Here is a 23,415-nt window from a genome sequence, read left to right as displayed (position 1 = left end):
CCGTCAGCGTTTGAGGGTCTGCAAATCCTTGTTCTCCGTGACCTCGAAGCCCTCGATGATGAAGCCCTGCGGGTTGTTGTCGCTCCTGACCGCATCCAGCAGGCGGCAGCGGGTTACAAGGCTGCGCTCCGTAACAGAGCTTTCCCTAAGGATGATCTGCCGGGCGAATGTCCGCACGCTGTACGGGTACTTGTCGAAGTCGCACCGCAGGCTGTCTATCTCTATCATCTGGTTGATATTACCGCTGATTATGCGGTTGTAATACCCCTTTTCCGAGAGGTCCTTGTAGTAGTTGAAGGCGCTCTTGTCCGCCAGCAGCAGCGAACGCCTGATGTTGCCCTCGATAGCCGACTTGTCGGGCGAGAGCGTGAAGAACAGCTCGTGGAAGCGGCGCACGTGCTCCCGTGCCTCCACCGGGCGGTTCTGCCGCACGTCCTGCGAAAGTGCCAGCATCAGGCTCTTGCCGTTGTCCAGCACGTAGATCTTCTGCCGCTGCGCCTCGGCGAAGCTGTACGACTTCCACAGGGCGAAGCCCGTCACCACGGCGCACAGGCAGGCGAATACCAGCGTGAAGAGCCGTATCTGCCTGAAGCTCGTTTCGATATTTTTCAAACTTTTAAATTCCATGTTTCCGGTTTTTTATTCGTTATGACTCATGTTCTTGGGACATCCGCCGCTACTTGACGATCCTTCCGGCGATGTTCCCCACGGCTGCGCCCGCACCTGCGGCGGCGACGTTGCCTACCTTCGTGGCGGTCTGGTTCATCGCACGGTTGGCGTGGCTCACCCCGCCCGCCATGATGATCCAGTTGGCGACGGTCGGTATGGTGAAGTACCCGAATATCCCGATGATTAAAAAGATGATGTACACCGTGTTCGAGCTGTCCGGGATGAAGGTCGGGTCGCTCATCGCCTCGATGTCACGGGTGAGCATCAGCACTTGGATGCGTGCCAGCACCGAGCTGAACAGGTCGCTCACGGGCAGCCACATGTAGATGGAGATGTACCTCGTTATCCACTGCGTGAGCGTGCTCTGGAACCCGTCATAGACCGAGAGGGCGAACGCTATCGGACCGAGGATGGAGAGGGCGATCAGGAAGAACGTCCGTATCGTGTCGATGACCAGCGCAGCCGACTGGAACAGCAGTTCGAGCAGTTCTTGGAACCACAGCCGGATGCTCCGCTTCATGTTGTACTCCGTCCGGTCAATGTACATCACCGCCATCGTCTTCAAGTCCTTGGGCGACCAGCCCAGCTCGTCGAGCTTCTTGTCGAAGTCCTCCTTGCTCGCCAGATACGCCTTCTCCGGGTCACGGCGGAACGCCTCCCTCTCCAGCGTCTCCTTCTGTTCCCGGTATCGGTTCATGTCGAAGGTCTGTGATTCGAGCATCCCGTGGCAGCCCTTCACCACGGGCGAGAGCACCGTGTTGATCGTGCCGATGACGAAGGTGGGGAAGAAGAGGATGCACAGCCCGATGGCGAACGGGCGCAGCAGCGGGTACACGTCGATGGGCTCGGCACGGGCGAGCGCCTGCCACACCTTGGCGGCTACGTAGAACAGCGCACCCAGCCCGGCGATTCCCTTGGCTACACCCGTCAGCTTCTCGCAGAGCGGCATCATGTCCTGATACAATGCCTGCAATATCTCGTGCAGGTTCGTGAAGTCTATCGCTAACAACATAGTCCTGTATTTTTATTATATGTACGCATACATTATTATATATTTGCCCGCCTCACCAGTAACGGTCTTCCGCATCCCCGTAGAGAGCCACCACCCGGTCGGCGTCCTTTTTCTTCTTCGCCCGCAGGTAGCTCACCGAGATGTTCTTGTCCGTGTAATACTGTACGAGGTTGCGGTACTCCAGCAGCCGCTTGTAGCTCTGGTCGATGATCGCCAGCCGCTCGGCGTCCGAGAGCGACATCCCCGTCACGTTCACCACGTTCTTCAGATCTTGCAGGATGTCCGCACTCTCGCTCAGCAGCTTGGCGTACCCGAACGAGATGGTTGACAGCTCGTCCGGCGTGTAGTTCGGGTCGCCGAGCATCTTCTGGTAGTTGCGCACGTAGATTTCCGAGATGTCCGCCACCATCTCGATGGACTTCTTCACCTTCACGCCACCTTTCACCACGTCATGCACCGCCTTGAGCGCATCGTAATACTTCCGTCCCTGCTCGAATATCTTCGCCGTCTCCTTGAACCCGTCCAGCGTGTGCTGTGCGGTGGCGGAGGTCTCCACGATCTCCTTGGTCGTGTTGATGATGCCCTGCGCCAGATTGCCGGGATCGTGTACGACCCACTGGGCGTTGGCCGCACCTGCCGTCAGGCACGCCACGCCCACGATGATTGCCTTTATCGTTCTCATGTCCTTACTGTTTTAGGGTTCCGTCACTCTTTCTCCTGTACTCTCCGCCCGGCGACAGCCGGATGCGGTCTTTCTCCCGGTCATAGTCCATCATCACGGCGAAGCCCGTCTCGATGAACAGCACCCCTTCCGTTTCCCGGACGAGGTAGGTCTCCGCTTCACTGCCGCCCGTGTGGTTCCTGTGCATGACCGTCACACGGTACCTGCCGTCCTCTTCCCAGAGGGTGAAGGGCGGCTTTCCGCCCGTGCTGACCCATTCGCCGCACATCTTTTCCAACCGTTCCGCATTTGTCTCCTTGCAGGAAATGACAAACGCCAGCGCCGCCGTCACCGCCGACAGCAGCAGGATTAAATTCAATCGTCTCATCTTGATTCCGTTTTTTTTTAAGTTTTACAAAATTTTATTCTCTCCATGCCGTTTAGCCGTTTGTACATCCAGCCGTTTAACTGTTTAACCGTTTGACCGTTTAGCCGTTTGGTCAATCATCCGACCCTTCAGCCGTTCGTCCGGTCAATCAACCACCCGTCCGGCAACCTGTCCGCCACTTCAGCGCATCGGCACATTATTTATACTTCGTCTCCGCCAGCCGCTTGATGGCAAGCTCCAAGTCGCCGCCCAACTCTTCCGCCAGTGCGAACACCTCCGTCTTCTCGCTCTCCTCGGTGGTATAGGTCAGGTACTCGGCAGCCGACACCTCCGTGGCGTACACCGCCGACTGCACCCCGTTCAGACCGATCCACACCTCCTTGTACTTCCGTCCGGGATGGTTGGCGAGGTTGATGGAGAGTATCTGCGACTTCTCCTTGTCCGTCAGCCCGAGCATCGACTGGATGCCGTCGAACTTGTTCATGTACTTCTTCTGGTCCAAAAGGATTTTGCAGTCCGAGTTGGTGATGATAGCCTCCTTCACGATGGGGGACGAGATAATATCATCGACTTCCTGCGTGACGACAATCGCCTCGCCGAAATATTTCCTGACGGTCTTGTACATGTACTTCAAATACTCACTCATGCTCGGCGAGGAAAGGGCTTTCCAAGCCTCCTCGCAGATCAGCATCTTCCGCACCCCTTTCAGGCGGCGCAGCTTGTTGATGAAGGCTTCCATGATGATGATCGTAACCACGGGGAACAGCTCGGCGTTATCTTTTATACTGTCAATTTCAAATACGATGAACCGCTTGTGCAGCAGGTCGATGTTCTCGTTCGAGTTCAGCAGGAAGTCGTAGCGCCCGCCCTTGTAATACTGCCGGAGCGTGGTCAGGAAGTTGTCGATGTTGAAATCCTCCCGGCTCACCTTGATGTCCCTTGCAGCCAGCTCCTTCCGGTAATCGTTCAGCATGTACTCGTAGAAGGTGTCGAACGAGGGGGCGATGTCCCGGTTCTGTTGTATCCGGCGGATGTACGCCGACACCGCACTGCCCAGCTCGCCGCTCTCCGTCTTCGTGATTTTCTCGTCCTCGCCCTTCCACAGTGCCAGCAGCAGCGTCTTGATGCTGTCCTTCTTCTCCACGCTGAACTTGTAGTCGTCCGTGAAGAAGGGGTTGAAGCTGATGGGCTTCTCCTCCGTGTACGTGTAATAAATTCCGTCCTCGCCCTTGGTCTTGCGGTGGATCAGCTCGCACAGCCCTTGGTACGAGTTGCCCGTGTCGATCAGCACGATGTGGCTGTTTTGCTCGTAATACTGGCGCACGAGGTGGTTCATGAAGAACGACTTGCCGCTCCCGCTCGGACCGAGGACGAACTTGTTGCGGTTCGAGATCACCCCTTTCTTCATCGGCAGGTCGCTGATGTCCAGATGCAGCGGTCTGCCCGTCATCCTGTCCGCCATCTTGATGCCGAAGGGCGAGAGCGAGTCCTTGTAGTTCGTCTCCTCGGTGAAGAAGCACAGGGCTTGCGGGATGAACGTGTAGAAGCTCTCCTCGAAGGGGAAGTCCCCCTCGTTGCCCGGTATCGCCGCCCAGAACAGCGTCGGCACGTCCACCGTGTTGTGCCTCGGTTTGCACTCCATCAGGGCGAGCTGGCTGCCCACCTCGTTCTTGATGCGCCTAAGCTCCTCCCGGTCGTCGCTCCACGCCATCACGTTGCAGTGGCAGCGCACCGAGGTCAGCCCTTTCGAGTGCGCCTCGTTCAGGTATTCCTCGATCCATGCCTTGTTGATCTGGTTGGAGCGGGAGTAGCGGGAGAGCGAGTGCATGTTCCGGGCGGTCTGCTCGAAGCGTTTCAGGTTCTCCCCGTGGTCGTCGATGAAGATGTACTGGTTGTAGCAGTGGTTGCAGTCCAGCAGCAAGCCCACCGGGGCGGCGAACGACAGCCGGCAGTCCGAGCGGTCGGTCGAGAGCCGCTCGTAGCGGCTGTCCGTCGCCACCTTGCCCGGCAGGTCTTCCGTGTCCGAGAGGGTGTGCAGGCAGAGGATGTCGTCGCCGATGCGCATCTCCTCCGGGTTCAACTGGATGTCCTTCAGCACCGTCGTGTCGTGCTGCGAGAGCGAGAGGTACTTCTCCACGATGCCCGCCGCCGTTTCCGTCCCGGTGATCTCGTCCGTCGTGAGGCGGCGCAGCGTAACGAAACCGCTGTCGTTCATGATCTTCTCGAACTGACCGACCGCTTCGATGAACCTCGTAACCGTCTCCCGGTCCTCGATCTCCTTGGGGACAAGCCTGCCCTTGCAGAGGGTGGAGAACGTGCTTTCCTGACGGCTCCGTGCCTTCGTCGTCTTGGTAAGGAACAGGTAGCAGAAGTGGTTCAGGAACGGGCGTTCGTTGAAGTGCCTCTCAAAGCTCCGGCTCAGGAAGCTAAGGTCGTCCCTGTCCGTTTCCGGCCGGTACTTCTCCTCGATGAAGAAGTCCTGCTTGTGCACGATGGAATACTCCGGCAGCACCTTCACCGCCTTGTGCCAAGCCGAGTGGACCGCCTCGTACTCGCTTCCCGTGACGGAGAACAGTTCCGGCAGTTCCACCCTGAAGGCGACCGTCACGTCCGCCTCCTTGCTCACGATGCAGCCGTTCTCCACCGCCAGCAGCGGGAACTTGCTTTCGAGCGTCGCCGCTTTCATTACGTTTCTCATTCTTGCCAGTGTTTAAAGGTGAATAATCGGGGGATTTTCAGCCGGTTCACCACGTACCTCGGATGCCGCCTGCGGGCGGCTGCCTTCATCAGCCCGTGCGTGCCGTACCGGGCGTTCAGCCGGAAGGTCAGCCATACCAGCAGCGTAGCCGCAACCACGCCGAAGCCGATGCACACCCACTGGCTCACGCCCGCCATGTACAGGATGACGAACACCACGAACACGGCGAGCAGACCGCCGCAGAAGATGAAGAGGTACTGGCTTTCCAGCCCCTTGAACTCCACGTTCCTGCCGATCCCCTTGTTGATTTCCAAGTCCATAGTCCGCTGTTTTACAGGAAGAACGAACGGAGGATGGTAGCCGCCACGATCAGGAAGATGCAGGCTCCGAACCAGCTTGCGGCGACTTTGCTCACGTCCGGATCGCCGGCGCTGAACTTCCCGTACACTTTCACCCCGCCGATCAAGCCGACCACCGCACCGATGGCGTAAATCAGTTTCGTCCCCGGCTCAAAATACGAAGTGACCATCTGCGTGGCTTCGGTGATGCCCGCCTGCCCGTTTCCCTGCGCCATTGCGCCCACGGCAGCCAGTATGCAGGCCGCCGTAAAAAAGATTCTTTTCTGTTTCATTTGTCTTTAAAATTTTAATTAAACATTATGGTTGTCCATCAGCCGGGCGACACGCTCACGTGCGCCCTCGAACTCGTCCAGCATCGCCTCCCAGATGTCCGACCCCATCACGGACGGCAGCACCTCACGGGCTTCCCGCTCCGCCTTTTCGTCCGCATCGTCCGACACCAGTACCCGGCGCACCTTTTTCAGGTCATCGAAGGAGTACCCCGTGGCGAAGTCGGGGTTGCCGTCCGGGTAATAAGCCCCTAATTCCTCTTCCTCCTCCAGTTCCCGGATCTCCTCCGGCGTGGGTTCATAGTCCGTTTCCTCCTCGTCCTCCTCCGGCTCGATGTCGGAGTAGTCCGCCCCGTCGTCCTCCGCTGCGAGTTCGTCCACGGCTCCGGCTACCGCTTCCTCCCCGTCCTCCGCTCCGAAGGGCAGGTAGGTGCTTTCTCCCATGACCGTGTACGGCTCACCCGGTTGCCCCGGTTCCTTTCCCGTTCCGTCCGTGTCTTCGTCCGTCTCCGCTGTCCCGAATATCCCGGCGATGTCCTGCCGGTAGTATTTCCACAGCACAGCGAGGTAATAGAGCAGCAGGACGGTGAGCGATAATTTCAGTATCATGCCGTTTCCTCCTTCCTTTTTAAAAGAGGTTCTCCAGTTTCCCGGCGTATGCCGCCTCGATCTCCTCCCGGTATTGCTCGAAGTGCTGTGCCAGCACGTTGTCGATGTATGCCGAGAGCGACACCTTGCCGCCCGTCAGCATCACCGAGATTTTGGCGATGCGCTCGTGGTACTCACGGCGCACATAGACCGGCTTGCCGTAACGGGCGGGGATGTCCATGCCTTTAAAGAAGGTCGTCTCGTAGTCCGCCTGCCTTCCCTTGCGCCGTCTTGTGTCCGCCGCCTTCCCTTCCTGCGCCTTTTCCACCGGCACGGCAGTTTCCCCCTTTCCGGTTCCCGGTTCTCCCGTTCCCGCCGCCTCGCCCGCCATCATCCGCATCAGCAGCTCCTCGTCGATGGGCTTCTCATTCCGCTGCTTCTTCATAGCCTTCCAGTTTGAGGATGGTTGCTATCTCACGGGTCAGTTCGGGGATGCCGCTGCCTGCCAGCATCCGCCTGTCGGGAGCCAGCAGCGTGGAGCGGAACACCGTCCGTCCCGTACTGTCCGCCTCCTTGCGGAAGCGTTTCGTGTCGGGGATGCGGGTTTGCAGCATCGGCAGCCTCATGTCGGCGACTACCTGCCCGTACTTCTCGTACAGCCCGCTCGTTTCCCGCTTATCGACTTGGTTCCAGAAAAGGTAAAGCCCCTTCAGACGGCTCGTCTCCTTGCCCAGCATCATCCGTTGCAGCACGTCGAGGAAGGAGAGCGTGCTTTCCAGCACCGCCTTGTCCGCACTCACCGGGGCGAAGATGTAGTCCATCTGTGCGATCGTGCGCAGGATGCCCGCCGAGTTCACCGTGCCCGGCAGGTCGAAGAAGAGCAGGTCGTAGCAGCCTTCCGCCGCCAGCTCCCTTGCCGTGTCAGGGGCTTGCTCCACCCGGCACTTGCGCACCGGATAGGCGGCACGCCCCGGCTGCCGCATCTGTTCGTAAGCCGCCCGTTTCAGGTGTTCGTTCTCCAGTACCGCCCGGCTGTCCCGCTCCCGCATCTCGTACAGGCTGTACTGCGGGAAGTCGCAGTCGATCACCGCTAACGGACACCCCAGACGGTAGTGCAGGTAGCCCGCCACCAGCACCGTGATAGCCGTCTTGCCGCTGCCGCCTTTCTGTGTGGCGAAAGCCACGTTCAATGTCTGTCTGTCCATATCGTCATTCTGTTGGTTATTCATCCGGCTGCCCGTGCAGCCGCTTCTCTGTTCACTCAATCAGTCAGCCTTTCAGCCACTTTGCCGGTCATTCGTCCGTTCATTCGTTCAGGCATCCGTTCATCCAATCATCCGGCTGTTCAGCCGTTTGACCGTTTAGCCGTTTAGTCATTTAACCGTTTGGCTGTTTAGCCGATCGTCCGGCTGGTTATCCGGTTGTCCGTCCGTTTGTCCGGCAAGACCGTCAGCCGTTCGGCTGTCCGTCCGGTCGGCTATCCGGTTGTTTCCTTGTCTATCCGGACAGTCGTTTCACCGCTTCCACGGCGCAAAGGAATATCAAAATACCGGTAGTTTATCCGTTTGATTATCAGCGTGTCGTGCATTGTCTTTCCACCCGTAGGTTTGTCGCATCCGGGTATGGTGTCCGGACGGGAAAAGGGCTGTTACTTTGCAGGCGGAAACCAAAATGGAGTAAGAATGGAGAAGAGCGGCAACCGCCCGAGGGAGTGCCCCGGCACTCCGCAGCAGGCAAGGGCATCCCCAATCTGTCCGGCAGGACGGATTTTATTTTCAAACGAAAATGGCAAGTTGTGTGCTGCGGCACTCGAAATGAATTTCGTGCCTCACCACCACCTTGCCCCCTCGATGTGGCATCCCCCTCCGGAGTCGGGGGATGCTCACGGGGGAGAGCCGTAGGCATACGGCGTTTTCAGACCATGTTTCACTTAAAATTTTACAGGATGATGGACAATCAGAAGAAGTATGCGGGCAACCACGGGCGAAAGCCCAAGCCCGACAAGATGCGCCACCGCTACGTGTTCCGTCTGGACGACGGGGACAACGCCCGTTTCCTCGCGCTTTTCGACGAGTCGGGCAAGGCGACCAAGGCGGAGTTTATCGTTTCCGCACTTTTCGGCAGGGAGATTAAGGTCATTAAACTGGATAAGGGGACGCAGGATTTCTACATGCGCCTGACCACCTTCCACTCGCAGTTCCGTGCCATAGGCACGAACTACAACCAATGCGTGCGTGCGCTCAAATCCAATTTCTCGGAGAAGAAAGCCCTCGCTTTCCTCTACAAGCTGGAGCGGCACACCCTCGAACTGGTCGAGTTAAGCAAGCGGATTTCCGCACTGGTGGAGGAGTTCCGGAGCAAATACCCCGTCCGATGATAGCCAAGATCTCGCACGGCAGCAGCCTGTACGGGGTGCTTGCCTACAACCAGTTGAAGGTGGACGAGCGGCACGCCGACGTGCTTTTCACCAGCCGGATTATCGAGCCGCAGGGCGATGCTCCCTACACGATAGGGCATCTTTCCCGCTCGTTCGGTGACTACCTCACAGCCAACCGCAAGACCGAGAAGCCCGTCCTGCATATCTCCCTCAATCCCGACCCGAAGGATTGCTTGAGCGAGGAGCGGTTTGTCAGCTTGGCGGAGGAGTACATGCGGCGCATGGGCTTCGGCGACCAGCCCTATATCGTCTATCGCCACAACGACATCGGGCGGGAGCACCTGCACATCGTCTCCGTCCGGGTGGACGAAACCGGGCGTGCGATTTCCGACAGCTACGAGCACGGGCGTTCGATGAAGGTCTGCCGGGAGCTGGAGAGGCAGTTCGGTCTTGTCCCGGCTACGCCCAAGCAGTGGAAGGAGGGGCTGCCCTTGTCGCCCGTCGGTTACGGGGACGGCAACCTCAAGGGGCAGTTGGCGGGAGTCATCCGCCCGCTTGCCCGGGAGTGGCGTTTCCGTACACTGGGAGAATACCGGGCGGTGCTTTCGCTCTACGGCATCACGGTGGACGAGGTGAAGGGGGAATACGGCGGGCGGGAGTATCACGGCTTGACCTATTCGGCAACCGACAGGGAGGGCAACAAGGTCGGCAAGCCCTTCAAGTCCTCCGTGTTCGGCAAGGAGGCGGGCGTCGCAGCCCTCGAAAGGCGGATGCACAACGCTGCCGCATGGGAAAAGACCCACAAGGAAGTCGCCGCCGCCACCGCCGGAAAGGTTTCCGCCGCCATGCAGACCGCAGGGCATGACCGGGCGCAGTTCGAGCGGGAACTCATGCGGCAGGGAATCGGCGTGGTATTCCGTCAGAATGAAGCCGGGCGCATCTATGGGGCGACCTTCATCGACCATGCCGCCAAAGCCGTCTTCAACGGCTCCCGTCTGGGCAAGGAGTTCTCCGCAGGCGTGTTCAACGACCTTTTCGCCGGGCAGGAAGGTATTCACTTGCCACAACCCTCCGCCGGAGTGGAACATCCCACCCGGCAGCAGGAGCATACGGGCGCATCCCAATGGGACGGACACGATACCGGCTATCGTCCCGACCACAAGGACGGCACCACCCAGAACGTGGCGGCCGCCTTCAACCTCTTTGCCCCCGTACCCGGCGGAGCGTCCGGCGACCAGCCCGTACCTCCGCAACGCAAAAAGAAAAAGAGGCGCAAGTACGGCAGGCAACAATAATCAACTTAAAATTCAACGAATTATGCAAAACGAAGACGATTTGCGTGGACTCGCCAAAGTCATGGAGTTCATGCGTGCGATAAGCATTTTATTTGTAGTGGTAAATATTTACTGGTTCTGTTACCAGTCCGTCCGGGAGTGGGGCATCGACATCGGCGTTGTCGATAGGATATTGCTCGGCTTCCAGCGTACCGCCGGGCTGTTCTCCAATATCCTCTGGACGAAGCTCTTCGCCGTGCTGTTCCTCGCCCTTAGCTGCCTCGGCACAAAGGGCGTGAAGGAACAGAAAATCACGTGGCGCAGGATCATCCTTTGCGGCGTGTCCGGCTTGCTGCTCTTTTTCGGCAACGGGTGGTTGCTCACCCTTCCTCTGCCGCTTCCGGCGGACACCGTGCTGTATATCGCCACCCTTACCGCAGGGTATATCTGCCTGCTCATGGCGGGACTGTGGATGTCCCGTCTGCTGAAGACCGACCTGCTCGAAGACGTGTTCAACGTCGAGAACGAATCCTTCATGCAGGAGACCGAGTTGAAGGAGAACGAGTATTCCGTCAACCTTCGCACCCGCTTCTGGTTCAGGGGCAGGGCGTATGACGGATGGATCAACCTTGTCAATCCCTTCCGTGCGACGATGGTCTTGGGCACGCCCGGTTCGGGCAAGTCCTATGCGATAATCAACCAGTATATCAAACAGACCATCGAGAAGGGCTATTCGCTTTTCCTGTATGATTTCAAGTACCCCGACCTCTCCGAGATAGCCTACAACCACCTGCTCGCCCATTTGGACGGCTACAAGGTCAAGCCCAAGTTCTACGTGATAAACTTCGACAATCCGAGGGAGAGCCACCGCTGCAACCCCATCCACCCGGACTTCATGACCGACATATCCGATGCCTACGAGAGTGCCTACACGATTATGTTAAATTTGAACCGCACGTGGGTGTGACCTGTAAAGTCACGTAATTGATTGTTAGACAGTGATATTAATTGCATGATTTAACCCGCTGTTCCGTCAGCGGTAGCCTACTATAAGGTGCATCTCCAGTGATGGGTTGTGCCAAGCTTATAGGACAAAGTACACTTTCCGAAAGGACAAGACTGAACCGTGAGGGAATGTCAAGGACGGTTAGTATCATACCGTTGAGTGGCGAGGCTGGATAGCATGGTTAACGTAAGTGAACTGACTTTAGCCGTCGTAAGGTTTGAAGGAGCGCAAGATACTTTAGCTCTCACCAAAAGGTAAGCAGTCGGATAACCCTTGCCCATGTTGGGGTTACACGGACACAGCACTGCCGGCGGACTTGGCAGAACCTAAACTATCCGTTTGTCAATTACGTGGAACAGGGCAAGCCTGTATCTCTCTCGTAAGAATGCGAGTAAGCGAACCGCAAGGCAAGCCGAATGGGGTGCAGGTATGAGATAACGGAAAAAGCGAATGCCACCCTGTAATGGGGTGGATACGGATTGAATCAACATCACGGGTTGTTATTGGTGACATCATCCGACACGAAAGTGGGCAGACTTCCGTATATGGTAACTCTTTACAAGATAACTTTTAGAACTTTCAAAAGGAGGAAAGCAAATGAACGAAACTAAAACATCGTGTGCGCCTGCTGATAGTAGGAATCTAACTTGGGACGGCATGGACTGGTCCAAGTGTGAAGCCTATGTCCGAAAGCTACAAGCGCGTATTGTAAAGGCTCAAAAGGAAGGCAGACATAACAAGGTGAAAGCCTTGCAGTGGATGCTGACCCACTCTTTTTACGCCAAGGCATTGGCGGTAAAGAGGGTTACTTCCAACAAAGGGAAGAAAACGTCTGGAGTAGATAAACAGCTTTGGGATTCTCCCAAGCGCAAGTACAAAGCAATCGGTGAACTGAAACGTCGTGGTTACAATCCGCAGCCGCTTCGTAGGGTTCACATCAAGAAAAAGAACGGTAAACTCCGACCGTTGGGAATACCGACAATGAAAGACAGGGCGATGCAGGCATTATATCTCATGGCATTGGAACCGATAGCCGAAACGACAGGCGACCGCTTTTCTTATGGTTTCCGCAAGAAACGCAGGACAATGGACGCTATCCGTCAGATTGATACGGTTCTAAACCGCCAGCATTCCCCCGAATGGATTTTGGAGGGAGACATTAAAGGCTGCTTCGACCATATCAGCCACGACTGGCTTCTTAATCATATCCCTATGGATAAGACGATACTCAGAAAATGGCTGAAATGTGGAGCTGTATTCAATGGCAAACTATTTCCGACAGAAGAGGGTACACCACAAGGAGGTATCATATCACCGACACTTGCAAATATAGCACTTGACGGACTTCAACCACTCTTGGCTGAAAGATTCAAAAGATTATGGCGCAACAATAAGACATTCCACTACAAGGTAAACCTTATTCGTTATGCGGATGACTTTATAATCACAGGTCGAGATAAGGAGCTATTGGAAAACGAAGTCAAACCTATCGTGATAGAATTTCTCAAAGAAAGAGGGCTGACCTTATCCGAAGAGAAAACTACCATTACGAACATATACGACGGTTTTGATTTCTTAGGTTTCAATGTGAGGAAGTTTGGCAAAAGGCTATACACATCCCCGTCCAAAGATGCACAGAAACGCTTCAGGGCAAAAATCGGTGACATCGTTAAAGGACATAAAATGTGTAAGCAGGAATCGCTGATACGAATGCTTAATCCTGTAATCACAGGTTGGGGCAACTATTACCGATATGGTGCATCAACCGATGCTTTTCATGGTTGTGACAATCACATTTACAATCTCACGAAGAAATGGGCTTTACGTCGCCATCCAAAGAAACGCAAGTCTTGGGTTGCAGACAAATATTGGCATGAAATTCGGGGGCGTAAATGGACGTTTGCATGGAAATATGAAACCAAGAGCAAGAAAGTGAACTACCTGACCCTTAAAAGGTTGTCGGATATACATTATACCCCGTACAAGCAAATCAAAGGTGAGGCAAACCCTTTCGACCCGGAATACGATGATTATTTCTTTCAGCGAAAGGAGCAACAAATGCTGGAATCTCTCAAGGGACGTAAGTCTCTCTTATATTTATGGAACAAGCAGAACCGGATTTGTCCGTTATGTGGCAAGGAAATAGATTGTACAAAAGCATGGAACGTCAACGAAATATCTGTTGGTGGTTCGATTGTACGGCAACTTGTCCACAACAACTGCTACAAGCGAAATAAACGAAAATGTTGAAAGTATGAGCCGATTTCTAACAACAAATAGAAATATTGAGTTGCTTGAGCCGTATGAGGGGAAACTCTCATGTACGGTTCTTAGGGGAGAAGGGGGCAGCAATGCCCTTGACTTACCCGATATTTCCAAACAGGGCGATTTCTTCGTAGAATCGCCTATCATTCTGTTAGCCAGCATTATATGGTATCTCAAAATCTACAAGAACGGCAAGTATTGCACCTTCCCCCATGCCATTGAGTTCCTGAACCGCAAGTACGCCGACATTTTCCCCATCCTCACCTCGTACCCGGAGTTGGAGAACTACCTTTCTCCCTTCATGGACGCATGGGAATCCTCGGCGGTGGAGCAGTTGCAGGGGCAGATAGCCAGTGCCAAGATACCGCTTTCCCGCATGATCTCCCCGGCGCTCTACTGGGTGATGACGGCGGACGATTTCACCCTCGACATCAACAATCCCGAAGAGCCGAAGGTGCTCGTAGTCGGTAACAACCCCGACCGTCAGGGCATCTACGGGGCGGCGTTGGGACTGTACAACTCCCGCATCGTGAAACTCATCAACAAGAAGAAGCGGCTCAAATCCGCCGTGATTATCGACGAGCTGCCCACCATCTATATGCGTGGACTGGACAACCTCATTGCCACCGCCCGAAGCAACAAGGTAGCCGTCATGCTCGGCTTTCAGGATTTCAGCCAGCTAAAGCGTGATTATGGAGACAAAGAGTCCGCTGTTATTTGCAATACGGTCGGCAATGTCTTTGCAGGTCAGGTAGTTGCCGAAACTGCCAAGACGCTCTCCGAGCGTTTCGGCAAGGTCTTGCAGAAACGGCAGAACATGACTATCAACCGGAACGAGACCTCCGTCTCCATCAATACCCAGATGGACAGCCTCATTCCGGCAAGCAAGATTTCCAACCTCACACAGGGTATGTTCGTCGGGGCGGTAGCCGACAATTTCGACGAGCGTATCGAGCAGAAGATTTTCCATGCCGAGATTGTCGTGGATAACGAGAAGGTCAGGCGGGAGACCGCCCGCTACGTGAAGATACCGCAGATCATCGACTTCACCGACAAGGACGGCAACGACACCATGCAGCAGCAGATCGACGCCAACTACTACCGCATCAAGAGCGAGGTCAGGCAGATTGTCGCCGACGAGATCGGGCGCATCAAAGCAGACCCGGAGCTGTCGCATCTGATTAAGGACAAGTGAGGATAAAAATACCCCGTCGGCAAGAACAAGCCGGCGAGGTTCTTTTTATCGGGTATGGTGTTTTTCGGCATGAAGTAATGGTTAAGTGGGTAGAAAACATTATTTTTGTAATGATATGGATAAGGACAATCGCAAATACCGGTTCTGCTTCATCGACTATATGTGGTATGTAGCCGAGATATGGCACGAAAGGGAGCATACCAACCTTAACGGGCGTATGCTGTTGCTCTTTTGCTGGCTCTTTGCCATACTCGTACCGCTTGGAACACCGTTGATGTTTCGCTATTTCAGTTGGATTGTTGCTTTTGCCATAGTGATGATTCTTTGCTTTCTTCCCGACTTGTTCTGTCAGCTCCGCTACACAGCCGGGCGGCGTGAAGCACTTCGTGAATATTACGGAAAGATGAAACATCCCGGCAGGAAGCTCGCCAAAATAGTCCTTATCGCTATCGCCCTGACCGTGGTGAATGTCGCACTGATGTTTCACTTCGGGTTTATACATTGGGCATGATAAACGGCAGGAGAATAAGCATCGGTTCTATCTCTGGGATTACTTACATATCGGCTAATTTCCATTTCACGGCAGAAGCCGAAACATCATCATCGTTCCGCTTTAAGCAGTAGTGCTATTTGTTACTAACGAATTCATTAATTGATGCTTTCATTTTTTCTACAATTACATCAATATATTGTTGTGGAATGTTTTTATTTTTATAGTTCTCAATAGCATCAAGAATACTTTGTTTCAATATCTCAACGCATTGAGAATCATTTGCTGTTTCAAATTTATCAAATGGGAGTAGAATTTCCAATTCTATCCGATTACGTTTTTTCGAATATCTACTTAATGGATTTGCAGTAAATCCTTTTAAGCAGAATACATAGAAACTTAGTTCATTAATATATGAAATATCACATAGACAATCCATATATTCTATTACAGAGTTTCTTGCTTTACGAAACTTATCAGAAATACTATGTTCCAATTCACCTCCAATAAAAACTTTCATACAAATTTGTTATCGTTAGTAATGTTTGGCGGACAATCAATCTTTCAGAGAGATTTATCTGCTTGTTATAAACCTATTTGAAATTTGTCAGTATATCATTCTTTTTATTGGAAGACAACATTTCCAATAAATGATTGAAGCTATCGCAAACAAATTCTGCCGAATCTTCAAATTCAGGTTCAACTCCATAATAGATTTTACCGTAATTTTCCGGAGATAAATCTATGCACAAATATTGGTATCCATCTTTTACTGACATAAGAATAGGAATATGGCTATCCCAAAACAGGCGTATCATATCACAGGATTCCTTATCATCTGCCAACGCCTCAAGTCCCATCAGCTCAAATTCATTCCAACGGAATCCACTATCGCTTTCTCCGTTAAAATCCTCTATGGAATTAAACCAAACATTATCACTTTCATTCGTGATTGTCTGAAACCGTTGTAAAAACTCCTGATAGTCCGCAGGAAGTTCGGAGTACCGATTTTGTAAATCAGAGCTTAATTCTTTTCTTTCCAATCGTTCTGTAACGACGAATCCTATATTTTTCAGTGCTTCAATCATATTTTTATTTTACGAGTTTATAATGGGTTGGTGAGGGACAGCGTTTAGCTGTTATATCGACCTTGTTAGTAATATATTTCACAGAGAATAAATGTAACATAACTCCCAAATTATGTCAATAGTGGAATTTAGCCCAAGTTTATCAAAGAACATTTTCATTTCCCCTGATAGGTTATTATTGAAAATATTTTCAATAATAACCCGGCAGTTTTTTTTTACTGTTTAGTATCTTCTTATTGTAATTAGCCTGTTCCAAGACCATCTTATAAAACGGCATGAGATATAAGGTAAACACCTCATATCGCCCATTATGAAAAGAAGGTGTCTTCATTTCTATTTGAGACACATTAATTAAATTAACCAAACTGCCGCTTTCAATAATATTGACTATTTTACCTTCGCATTCTTTGAAAAAAGTTTCATCGCAGGTTTGGTTATATCCAATCTGGATCTTAATGTTTGCTGACAGATTTTCAAGCCCATCATCCGGACGATCAATGACACCAACCCACATTGTTACTTCTAATGAGCCATTATGTTTATATACTCGTGCTATTATATAACAATAATATATATCAATGATATGTTTACTTAAACATATAAGATCATCATACCATAATTTCTTAGGGCACTTAAAGTTATACTCATTGAGTAAACGTTGAAATTCATTTATAACACTGTGAAATTCAGATTTCATATTTATTACTAATGGTTTGCAGCGTTCCGCCTTATTCAGTCGGTAGTGCTGTTTGTTATAAACTCTTTTTTCTTTATTCTTTTGCCGTTACATGTAAAGCCATAAGTAAAAGCTGCATCTATGGTTTGTTTTGCACTCTCAAGAATATAATGATACAAATTATCATATTTACTAAAGCATGGAGAAAGAATGTAGAAGTTTTTAATATTTAAAGGAATATAAATCCCCGTCATATCGGATATTCCATAGCGTGCTTCCTCCAAATTTGGTACTGGTATGGAAATAGATATTTCAAACTCTTTATTAGATGGGAAACGTTTTGCCCGTTTGAAAATCCCAATCCCCCCATTAGTATTTCGAAGATTTATCTGTATGAGAAGTTTCCAATCTCCCAAATCATCTAAGTTGATTTGGTTATTGTAATCTTCCATATAACCATTCAACTCTCGGTAAATTGAGCGCAGTAAGTCCAATTCTCCAAGTTCAGGGATTTCACTACTTATTAAAACTGCATATTGATTATTCATACATTCATCCTTATATCCAGAGTTTATAATGTTCGGCAGCGTTCCGCTTATTCAGTCGGTCTGCTGTTTGTTATCAACTTATATTTTGTCTGACAACACCATGTTCATAAGCCAAACTATCACATTCTTTTTGCATATTGGTCAGAACATCTTCGACCACTTTTAAGGAAACTTCTTGTGGTACATTTATGGATACGAATGAAGAGAGATTAGAAATCTCTACCTTGCATCCCATATCAAGTAGTTTGTCTCTGACCATCTGCATACGTTTATCGTTAAAATGTACCCTCAATGTGCTATTTCCAGAGGGATTCACTATGGATTGAAAATGATATTCGCCATCTTCTTCTGTAACACATATCTCATCCCCCAAACTGATTCCATAGGTATAGAATGGCACATTATCGACAATATAGGTATCATTACTTGCCTTTTTGCACCACAAACCTTCAATAGAAAATGGTGGATAGCCATCTTCATCTTGTTCCAAGTGGAATAGCACTTTTATATGTTTGTCTTTTTTCATTTTATTCATTAATAAGTTGATAATGTTAGGTGGATAATCGGCTGTTGGTAGATTAATCCGTTTGTTAGTCGCTCTATTGTTTCCAGAATTTTTCAAGTTCATCATACTCTCCAAACCAATACTGAAAAGCTATCTTATCAATGCCGTTTTTGCCTCTCCAAAAATCCACTGGGTAATTCCAATCAGAACTTCGGCTGCTTCTTGGAGTACATCCTTCATTAAACTCATAAAAGGAACCTCTATATTTTTCAGTGTGGAGAATACTAAGGTATCCCATTATTTCCAACAGACGTTGTAAAGCTAATTCTGCAAACTTAACACTTATACGCTTTTCCTCTTTCTTCCAATGCTTGAAAAATTCTTTTTTCTTCAACAATTTGTACACATAACGAATCCCGTCTGATTCCTGCACGGATGTGATAGTCTCAAAGATTTCTTTAAGAATACTCAGCCCTTCCTTTTGTTGTTTGGGATCATACAGGAAATTCACACTTTCCCTATTCTCTTGCTGTAAGCATTGTACCATGTGAAAAACATCAGATTCATTCACCCCATATTTGGGATTGAATGGATATTTTTCAATATCTTTCTCAAAGGAAGACGAACAAATATAACAAGAGTTTATTGTAGGTTCATCCATAATTTCTCTTTGTTGTTCTACGGTCATATTCTCAAAGGAGAGGTATTTTCTTTCTAAGAATAGTTTTTTATTTTCTTTTATCCACAACCTCTCGTCTTTGTAAAAATCACCTGTTTTAGGAATGTCGTATATTGAATATGAATGAACATAATATGTTTTCATTTTCGACAAAACTTGAAGCCCAAAATGAATCCGACCTATTGGCAAGGTTTGTATGAATAGCTCAGTAAGCCGCTTCTTGTCAGAAGAAGTGTACTCTTTCAACAATAGTTCTATGGCTTCGTTATGTGTCATTTTTATTATTATTTTTAAGTGGCTAATGTCCGGCAGATAATCGACCGTTAGGGAGATTCATCCGCTTGTTATCGTCATAAATTGTACTTCATTAATAATGATTTAAATTCTTCATTTAACCTCTTTCCTCCAAATTGAGCAGCAACTTTTTGAATACTGTCTTTTTGCATTACAAATTCCAATTCAGTAGGCTTTAATTGAGAACAACACCAATCAAATACACGCAAATTGGGAATATCGGCAATGTTTTTTATATCAACTAAATTTTTACATTCCCAAATAAATAACCAATATAAACTATGTAAGTTCGATAAATTGGGGAATTTGCTAAACGGTTTTATGTTACAAATGATTAGTTCTTCTAAAGGAGAAAGATTGGCTATATAATCAAATGTTTGCTCTTCTTTTGTGGCAATACCATTAATACATAATCTCTTTAGATGTGTCAATTTGTTTAATGCTGTATAGTCATTGAATTTACACGAATACATCCTGATATCTTGCAATTCGGGCATATCCAAAATAAAATCCATTGAGTTGCCTTTAATATGCCACAACGATAACATGGTTGCATTTTTATACTTGTTCAATTTGATTTGAGGACAAGTAAGATATGCAACGTGAACACCATTCTGCTCAATTCTTTTTATTCCTTTCTCCATGTTCGTTTTTATTTTAATGACGATAATGTCCGGCAGATAAACCGCCTTCAATGTTTCATCTGTTTGTTAGCAACCGCTTTTACCATTCAGGAAAATTATCTTCTATATATTGTTCTAACGATGGAGCGATGGTTTTTATTTCGGCATCACTATCATGATAGTATATTTCGACCTCTCCTTTAGAATTTATCATTATGGGATTGCCAGAACCATCATCTGAAATCACATAAGTATCTGTAACTTCAGGATGAACTTCTCTTAATGATTTAGTTTCTTCGACCACATTTTCATTGCCGTCTAAAGCATTAATCATCATTCCTGCGTATGCTGTTCCGAAATTCTTGATAAAGTCTATATAGTCAGAACTAAATTTTACTCCTAACTCTTGTTCCGCACATAATACCTGCTCATCAGATGCAGGTGTCCCAATCATATCATGTGCCGTTAGAAATCTTCTCAATCGTTCTATAAGTTCCTTTTTCATATTTATTTCCTCGGTGGCTAATGTTTGGCAGCGTTCCGCTTTTAGTCGGTTTGCTGTTTGTTAGTCGCTTATTCTATATCGGTAGTGTTTTTTCTCTTGACACAAGCATTCTACCTCTATCATCGTAAAGCGTAAATAGTCTTTGGGATTCTGATATGAGCATATCTTCAAAAGAATCCCATGACAAGAGAGAGGTAGCATCTCTACTTTTACAGAAATGAACCTTTCCATTTTCAGAATCTATATAGAGCTTTGAGCCATCATATCTATATCCTCCAATGAAAAAATAAGTATCTTTTGCGTTTTTAGGTCTTTCGTAAATGTTTGACTCAATTAAGCCATAAGGCTCTGGAGTCGCGTTTGGATTTCGATTATATGATTTTCTCATTCCATACAAACTGAAATGGAAGAAAAGATGTAAGCCATTGGAATCAGTCATTAAAAACGAGCGGAATTGAGCCGGAATCTCTCTTTTCAAATCTCGCTCTAACTCAACAATATCATCTTCATTTAGCGTAGCAAAGACGCAAAAATTATATGCTTCAGGAGCAATGAAAGGTGCATGACCATATTCTTTTGTCCCGTTTTCATATTCTTTACATCCATACTTTTCAAAAGTCTGAATGTATTTCTTTATTTCTGTAAACGCACTCATATTCTTTTTTCTTTTATTTTTTCAAGCGACTAATGGTTTGCAGCTTGCCGCCGTTAGGCGGAACAGGTGCATGTTATTCGCATATTATTCGGGTCGCCAATATGGATGTAATGCCGTTCCAATATTAAACATTGGAACATTAAACTCATTTATCCATTCAAGGCGAGTCCAAATGCCAGAGTTTTCACCGACCATAAGCATCTTTTCATTACAAAAAACAGCTTCCATTTCATAAGGGCGACGACCAATTTCAAAGTTCATTACAATAAATCTAACTGGAGCTTTATCTTGTAACGGTACAACAACCGAATTGCATTTTAAGGTGGATTTTGCCACTTTACCTAATGTCTTTCTACTATGTCTTACAGCTTCAATAGAGCGTTTGGCATTTCTCGAAATCGCCATAGGTCTATATATCGGACCAAATTCCGGCTCTACATCATTTGGCAAGACATCCATTTTATCTACTAACTTTGTAAGACCGTCAATCATCATTTCTTTTATTTCATTTGAATTAATATTGCAAAATCCCGCCCATGCAACAAGCTGTTTGTCGGTAGGAAAACTCTCGCCGTCCACATCAAACCACACATTAAAATCGCTGCCCAAAGAATTGATATAGATAGGAGATTTGGCTGTATATAGTCCCCAATCATCAATTTGCCAAAGCGAGCAATCAAAGTTTGATATATAGTTTTTTTCTTCCATTTGTTTTTGCGAATAATGTTCGGTGGATAATCATCATTAAAGGAGATTGATCCGCTTGTTATCTGCCCGCTTTATTCCTCTTCTTCGATAAAATGATTTATAAAGTAATTGAATGACTGGGCGATGTAACGAGTATTTGTTTCAAAGTTGTATTCTCTTGAAGCGTTTTCGTCCCACTCGTCAGTCAAGTAATAGTAAATCTTTTTATTCTTCAAGTTCAACGCATAATAGTTTCCACCCGAATCCATAGCAAAAGGCAACAGATTGCATGGCATTAAATTCCTACTCCATATATCTTTGGCTATGACTTCAATTGTTTCAAAAGCATTGGTGCGTTCCTTTATCGGAAAGAACGCATTTATCTCCACCCGATCCAAATCCTCGTCCTGCGGTTGATAACAATATGGTGATGGCATACCACCGTTGAACTTGAGGTAAAAGTTCTTCATGCCTGCCGGAATCTTTACATTCAACTCAACCTCAAAATTCTTTATATCTTCTTTTGTTAGCGAAGCCGAACAGTCCGAAAGTTCAGGCATTACACCTGCTGTCTCCGTTTGTCCCTCTTCGATTTCTTCTATTGCTGGAATTGCTTTGTGCCCGTCCAAAACAACGAGATTGTCAAAGAAATCATCTATTGAATTTGCAACAAGTCGTGGCTCTCCAAAATTGAAGATTACATCTTGCATCCCCACAATAGGGTAAAGATAGATCTTTCCATTAACCAAGTCTATGGTAATCCGACCTTCATCGGTAGATTCCATAGCAAAAATAAGAATGCTATCAGATATAGCTCCAGCTTTTCTTAACTCTAATGTTTCGCCTTCTGCCGTATATCTGGGGTCATTCTTAAAATCCTTGTTATATTTGAATGGGAAGAAATCTTCAATTTCCACCTCTTGATATTTATTTATGCTTGCGGTCTGTTTCGTAGAACCTCCATTATATTGTAAATAGAACTCTTTCAGTCTTTCCGGCAAGGCATAACCCAATTTACTCTCTATTTCTTCAAAATCTTTGAGAGTAAGACTTTTTTGGCAATTTTCTAATTCTATTTTCATATTCATTCTTTTTATGGGCAGATAATGTTCTGTGGATAATCGACCTTTATAGGAGATTAATCCGCTTGTTAGTTGCATATTTATAATCTCGATAAAAGGATATTTAGCTCCTTTATTTCCTGCCTTTCATCATCATATACCAAAGCATTTCTATATGAATGATTGCTTGTACATATCGTTCCTATCTTGGGAATTTCTTGTATGTCAGAGTTGGATATTAATAATCCATTCAAGATACATTTACCTATATATGCGGAATGTTCCTTGAATAAGGGAATTTGTTGCAATCGTTGGATTATTGCATTAAGTGCTATGTCTTTTTCTTGTTCCCTGATTGCAGACAAAGGTAAGAGTAAATGGAACAGTACATCTCCATATTTCTCTTTTGTAATCCTCATTAATTCCGAATATGTGAGATACTTCAAGTGAAAGTTGCCACTAACTTCCCCGATTAAAGTGTCATTCAAAAAATAATATGTACAGCAAGGATGAAATTCTATTGTCAATACAATATCGCTGCCGATAGGAAGTGTTAGAGTTCTTGGATTTTCTATTTCACCTTGATTTTCGGATGTTTTCAAATCAATTTGAGATAGCCAACACCAATATTTCTTGTACTTCTTTTCATCCAACAATGTTGGTACAAGTTCTTCATCCCATACTTCATCAAAATTCGCATCCCTTTCTTCATCAAAGGCTCGAATATGATGATGTAACATTACGTTCCAAAAAAGCGCATTTGAAAACGAATATTCTTTTTCTGATATTACATTCATTTTTATTTCGTTTTTGACCGCAACTAATGTTCGGCGGATAATCGAC

At 48.2% G+C, this 23,415-nt stretch carries 29 protein-coding genes and 1 pseudogene; 7 read left to right on the top strand and 23 right to left on the bottom strand.

Annotation, left to right across the window (positions count from 1 at the left end; genetic code table 11):
* Positions 1 to 3: 3 nt before the first annotated feature.
* The 10 genes from traK to H8796_RS01380 form a co-directional block, all read right to left on the bottom strand.
* Positions 4 to 627: a conjugative transposon protein TraK gene (gene traK / locus H8796_RS01425; RefSeq protein WP_117599371.1), complete on the bottom strand. Its 624-nt coding sequence runs from the start codon at positions 625 to 627 to the stop codon at positions 4 to 6.
* A 49-nt stretch (positions 628 to 676) separates the two neighbouring features.
* Positions 677 to 1,681, bottom strand: a complete 1,005-nt coding sequence (gene traJ, locus H8796_RS01420) for a conjugative transposon protein TraJ (RefSeq protein WP_029427344.1) — start codon at positions 1,679 to 1,681, stop codon at positions 677 to 679.
* 52 nt (positions 1,682 to 1,733) lie between these two features.
* Entirely contained in the window at positions 1,734 to 2,363 is a 630-nt protein-coding gene (locus H8796_RS01415; protein WP_004327366.1) for a DUF4141 domain-containing protein, read from the bottom strand.
* 4 nt (positions 2,364 to 2,367) lie between these two features.
* Positions 2,368 to 2,730: a DUF3876 domain-containing protein gene (locus tag H8796_RS01410; RefSeq protein ID WP_010992658.1), complete on the bottom strand. Its 363-nt coding sequence runs from the start codon at positions 2,728 to 2,730 to the stop codon at positions 2,368 to 2,370.
* Positions 2,731 to 2,926: 196 nt separating this feature from the next.
* On the bottom strand, positions 2,927 to 5,428 hold the full coding sequence (locus H8796_RS01405; RefSeq protein WP_118442065.1) for a TraG family conjugative transposon ATPase: 2,502 nt from the start codon (positions 5,426 to 5,428) through the stop codon (positions 2,927 to 2,929).
* Positions 5,425 to 5,748, bottom strand: coding sequence for a DUF4133 domain-containing protein (locus H8796_RS01400; RefSeq protein ID WP_117599368.1), 324 nt, complete (start codon positions 5,746 to 5,748; stop codon positions 5,425 to 5,427). Before H8796_RS01400 ends, H8796_RS01405 begins: the two co-directional genes overlap by 4 nt.
* Before the next feature lie 11 nt (positions 5,749 to 5,759).
* Positions 5,760 to 6,059 (bottom strand): DUF4134 domain-containing protein, encoded by a 300-nt coding sequence (locus tag H8796_RS01395; RefSeq protein WP_004327362.1) that lies wholly within the window; start codon positions 6,057 to 6,059, stop codon positions 5,760 to 5,762.
* 18 nt (positions 6,060 to 6,077) lie between these two features.
* Positions 6,078 to 6,665 (bottom strand): DUF4122 family protein, encoded by a 588-nt coding sequence (locus tag H8796_RS01390; protein ID WP_117971466.1) that lies wholly within the window; start codon positions 6,663 to 6,665, stop codon positions 6,078 to 6,080.
* A 19-nt stretch (positions 6,666 to 6,684) separates the two neighbouring features.
* Positions 6,685 to 7,089 carry a DUF3408 domain-containing protein gene (locus tag H8796_RS01385; RefSeq protein ID WP_009291502.1) on the bottom strand — a complete coding sequence of 135 codons (405 nt, stop codon included), beginning with the start codon at positions 7,087 to 7,089 and terminating at the stop codon, positions 6,685 to 6,687.
* A complete protein-coding gene (locus H8796_RS01380) occupies positions 7,070 to 7,849 on the bottom strand; it encodes a ParA family protein (RefSeq protein ID WP_181980763.1) in 780 nt (259 codons plus the stop codon). Before H8796_RS01380 ends, H8796_RS01385 begins: the two co-directional genes overlap by 20 nt.
* 12 nt (positions 7,850 to 7,861) lie before the next feature.
* Between H8796_RS01380 and H8796_RS01375 the strand changes: the two genes are divergently transcribed.
* Positions 7,862 to 8,017 (top strand): hypothetical protein, encoded by a 156-nt coding sequence (locus H8796_RS01375; protein ID WP_157395724.1) that lies wholly within the window; start codon positions 7,862 to 7,864, stop codon positions 8,015 to 8,017.
* 199 nt (positions 8,018 to 8,216) lie between these two features.
* On the opposite strand, the gene H8796_RS01370 is transcribed toward H8796_RS01375, so the two are convergent.
* A complete protein-coding gene (locus tag H8796_RS01370; RefSeq protein ID WP_181980762.1) occupies positions 8,217 to 8,549 on the bottom strand; it encodes a hypothetical protein in 333 nt (110 codons plus the stop codon).
* A 43-nt stretch (positions 8,550 to 8,592) separates the two neighbouring features.
* Between H8796_RS01370 and mobA the strand changes: the two genes are divergently transcribed.
* The 6 genes and pseudogenes from mobA (at position 8,593) to H8796_RS01340 (ending at position 15,272) form a co-directional block, all read left to right on the top strand.
* Positions 8,593 to 9,021, top strand: a complete 429-nt coding sequence (gene mobA, locus H8796_RS01365; protein WP_028728881.1) for a conjugal transfer protein MobA — start codon at positions 8,593 to 8,595, stop codon at positions 9,019 to 9,021.
* Positions 9,018 to 10,316, top strand: coding sequence for a conjugal transfer protein MobB (mobB, locus tag H8796_RS01360; protein WP_028728882.1), 1,299 nt, complete (start codon positions 9,018 to 9,020; stop codon positions 10,314 to 10,316). The genes mobA and mobB overlap by 4 nt, the downstream gene beginning before the upstream one ends.
* Before the next feature lie 22 nt (positions 10,317 to 10,338).
* Positions 10,339 to 11,259 (top strand): annotated as a pseudogene (locus H8796_RS01355) (YWFCY domain-containing protein); the annotation flags it as partial.
* A 639-nt stretch (positions 11,260 to 11,898) separates the two neighbouring features.
* Entirely contained in the window at positions 11,899 to 13,551 is a 1,653-nt protein-coding gene (gene ltrA / locus H8796_RS01350; RefSeq protein WP_004308488.1) for a group II intron reverse transcriptase/maturase, read from the top strand.
* Positions 13,552 to 13,555: 4 nt separating this feature from the next.
* Positions 13,556 to 14,761, top strand: coding sequence for a TraM recognition domain-containing protein (locus tag H8796_RS01345; RefSeq protein WP_187343905.1), 1,206 nt, complete (start codon positions 13,556 to 13,558; stop codon positions 14,759 to 14,761).
* A 115-nt stretch (positions 14,762 to 14,876) separates the two neighbouring features.
* Positions 14,877 to 15,272, top strand: coding sequence for a hypothetical protein (locus H8796_RS01340; RefSeq protein ID WP_028728884.1), 396 nt, complete (start codon positions 14,877 to 14,879; stop codon positions 15,270 to 15,272).
* A 115-nt stretch (positions 15,273 to 15,387) separates the two neighbouring features.
* Here H8796_RS01340 and H8796_RS01335 read toward each other — a convergent pair whose 3' ends face one another.
* The 12 genes from H8796_RS01335 to H8796_RS01280 all read right to left on the bottom strand — a co-directional run bounded on the left by H8796_RS01335 (position 15,388) and on the right by H8796_RS01280 (position 23,369).
* Positions 15,388 to 15,771: an Imm44 family immunity protein gene (locus H8796_RS01335; RefSeq protein ID WP_009017663.1), complete on the bottom strand. Its 384-nt coding sequence runs from the start codon at positions 15,769 to 15,771 to the stop codon at positions 15,388 to 15,390.
* A gap of 73 nt (positions 15,772 to 15,844) precedes the next feature.
* Positions 15,845 to 16,339 carry an SMI1/KNR4 family protein gene (locus H8796_RS01330; protein WP_028728885.1) on the bottom strand — a complete coding sequence of 165 codons (495 nt, stop codon included), beginning with the start codon at positions 16,337 to 16,339 and terminating at the stop codon, positions 15,845 to 15,847.
* A gap of 190 nt (positions 16,340 to 16,529) precedes the next feature.
* A complete protein-coding gene (locus H8796_RS01325; RefSeq protein ID WP_117899961.1) occupies positions 16,530 to 17,036 on the bottom strand; it encodes an Imm25 family immunity protein in 507 nt (168 codons plus the stop codon).
* A 35-nt stretch (positions 17,037 to 17,071) separates the two neighbouring features.
* Positions 17,072 to 17,563 (bottom strand): Imm9 family immunity protein, encoded by a 492-nt coding sequence (gene imm9 / locus H8796_RS01320; protein ID WP_008620116.1) that lies wholly within the window; start codon positions 17,561 to 17,563, stop codon positions 17,072 to 17,074.
* A 73-nt stretch (positions 17,564 to 17,636) separates the two neighbouring features.
* Positions 17,637 to 18,194, bottom strand: coding sequence for a DUF4265 domain-containing protein (locus H8796_RS01315; RefSeq protein ID WP_223805097.1), 558 nt, complete (start codon positions 18,192 to 18,194; stop codon positions 17,637 to 17,639).
* Positions 18,163 to 19,023, bottom strand: coding sequence for a hypothetical protein (locus tag H8796_RS01310; protein ID WP_028728886.1), 861 nt, complete (start codon positions 19,021 to 19,023; stop codon positions 18,163 to 18,165). Before H8796_RS01310 ends, H8796_RS01315 begins: the two co-directional genes overlap by 32 nt.
* 74 nt (positions 19,024 to 19,097) lie before the next feature.
* Positions 19,098 to 19,685, bottom strand: a complete 588-nt coding sequence (locus tag H8796_RS01305) for a hypothetical protein (RefSeq protein ID WP_044192934.1) — start codon at positions 19,683 to 19,685, stop codon at positions 19,098 to 19,100.
* Between the two features lie 79 nt (positions 19,686 to 19,764).
* Positions 19,765 to 20,169, bottom strand: a complete 405-nt coding sequence (locus tag H8796_RS01300) for an SMI1/KNR4 family protein (RefSeq protein ID WP_028728888.1) — start codon at positions 20,167 to 20,169, stop codon at positions 19,765 to 19,767.
* 73 nt (positions 20,170 to 20,242) lie between these two features.
* Positions 20,243 to 20,824: an SMI1/KNR4 family protein gene (locus H8796_RS01295; RefSeq protein ID WP_028728889.1), complete on the bottom strand. Its 582-nt coding sequence runs from the start codon at positions 20,822 to 20,824 to the stop codon at positions 20,243 to 20,245.
* 84 nt (positions 20,825 to 20,908) lie between these two features.
* The gene (locus tag H8796_RS01290; RefSeq protein WP_009132149.1) at positions 20,909 to 21,532 is read right to left on the bottom strand and encodes a hypothetical protein; all 624 of its coding nucleotides are present in this window, start codon (positions 21,530 to 21,532) and stop codon (positions 20,909 to 20,911) included.
* Positions 21,533 to 21,603: 71 nt separating this feature from the next.
* A complete protein-coding gene (locus tag H8796_RS01285; protein WP_007558975.1) occupies positions 21,604 to 22,599 on the bottom strand; it encodes an SMI1/KNR4 family protein in 996 nt (331 codons plus the stop codon).
* Between the two features lie 74 nt (positions 22,600 to 22,673).
* On the bottom strand, positions 22,674 to 23,369 hold the full coding sequence (locus H8796_RS01280; protein WP_009040066.1) for an Imm19 family immunity protein: 696 nt from the start codon (positions 23,367 to 23,369) through the stop codon (positions 22,674 to 22,676).
* Positions 23,370 to 23,415: the final 46 nt, after the last annotated feature.

Origin of the sequence: Bacteroides sp. M10 (assembly GCF_014334015.1) — a bacterium.
GTDB classification, from domain to species: domain Bacteria; phylum Bacteroidota; class Bacteroidia; order Bacteroidales; family Bacteroidaceae; genus Bacteroides; species Bacteroides intestinigallinarum.
The sequence above is the reverse complement of the archived record's forward strand: the minus strand, read 5'-3'. Positions and strand labels throughout refer to the sequence as shown.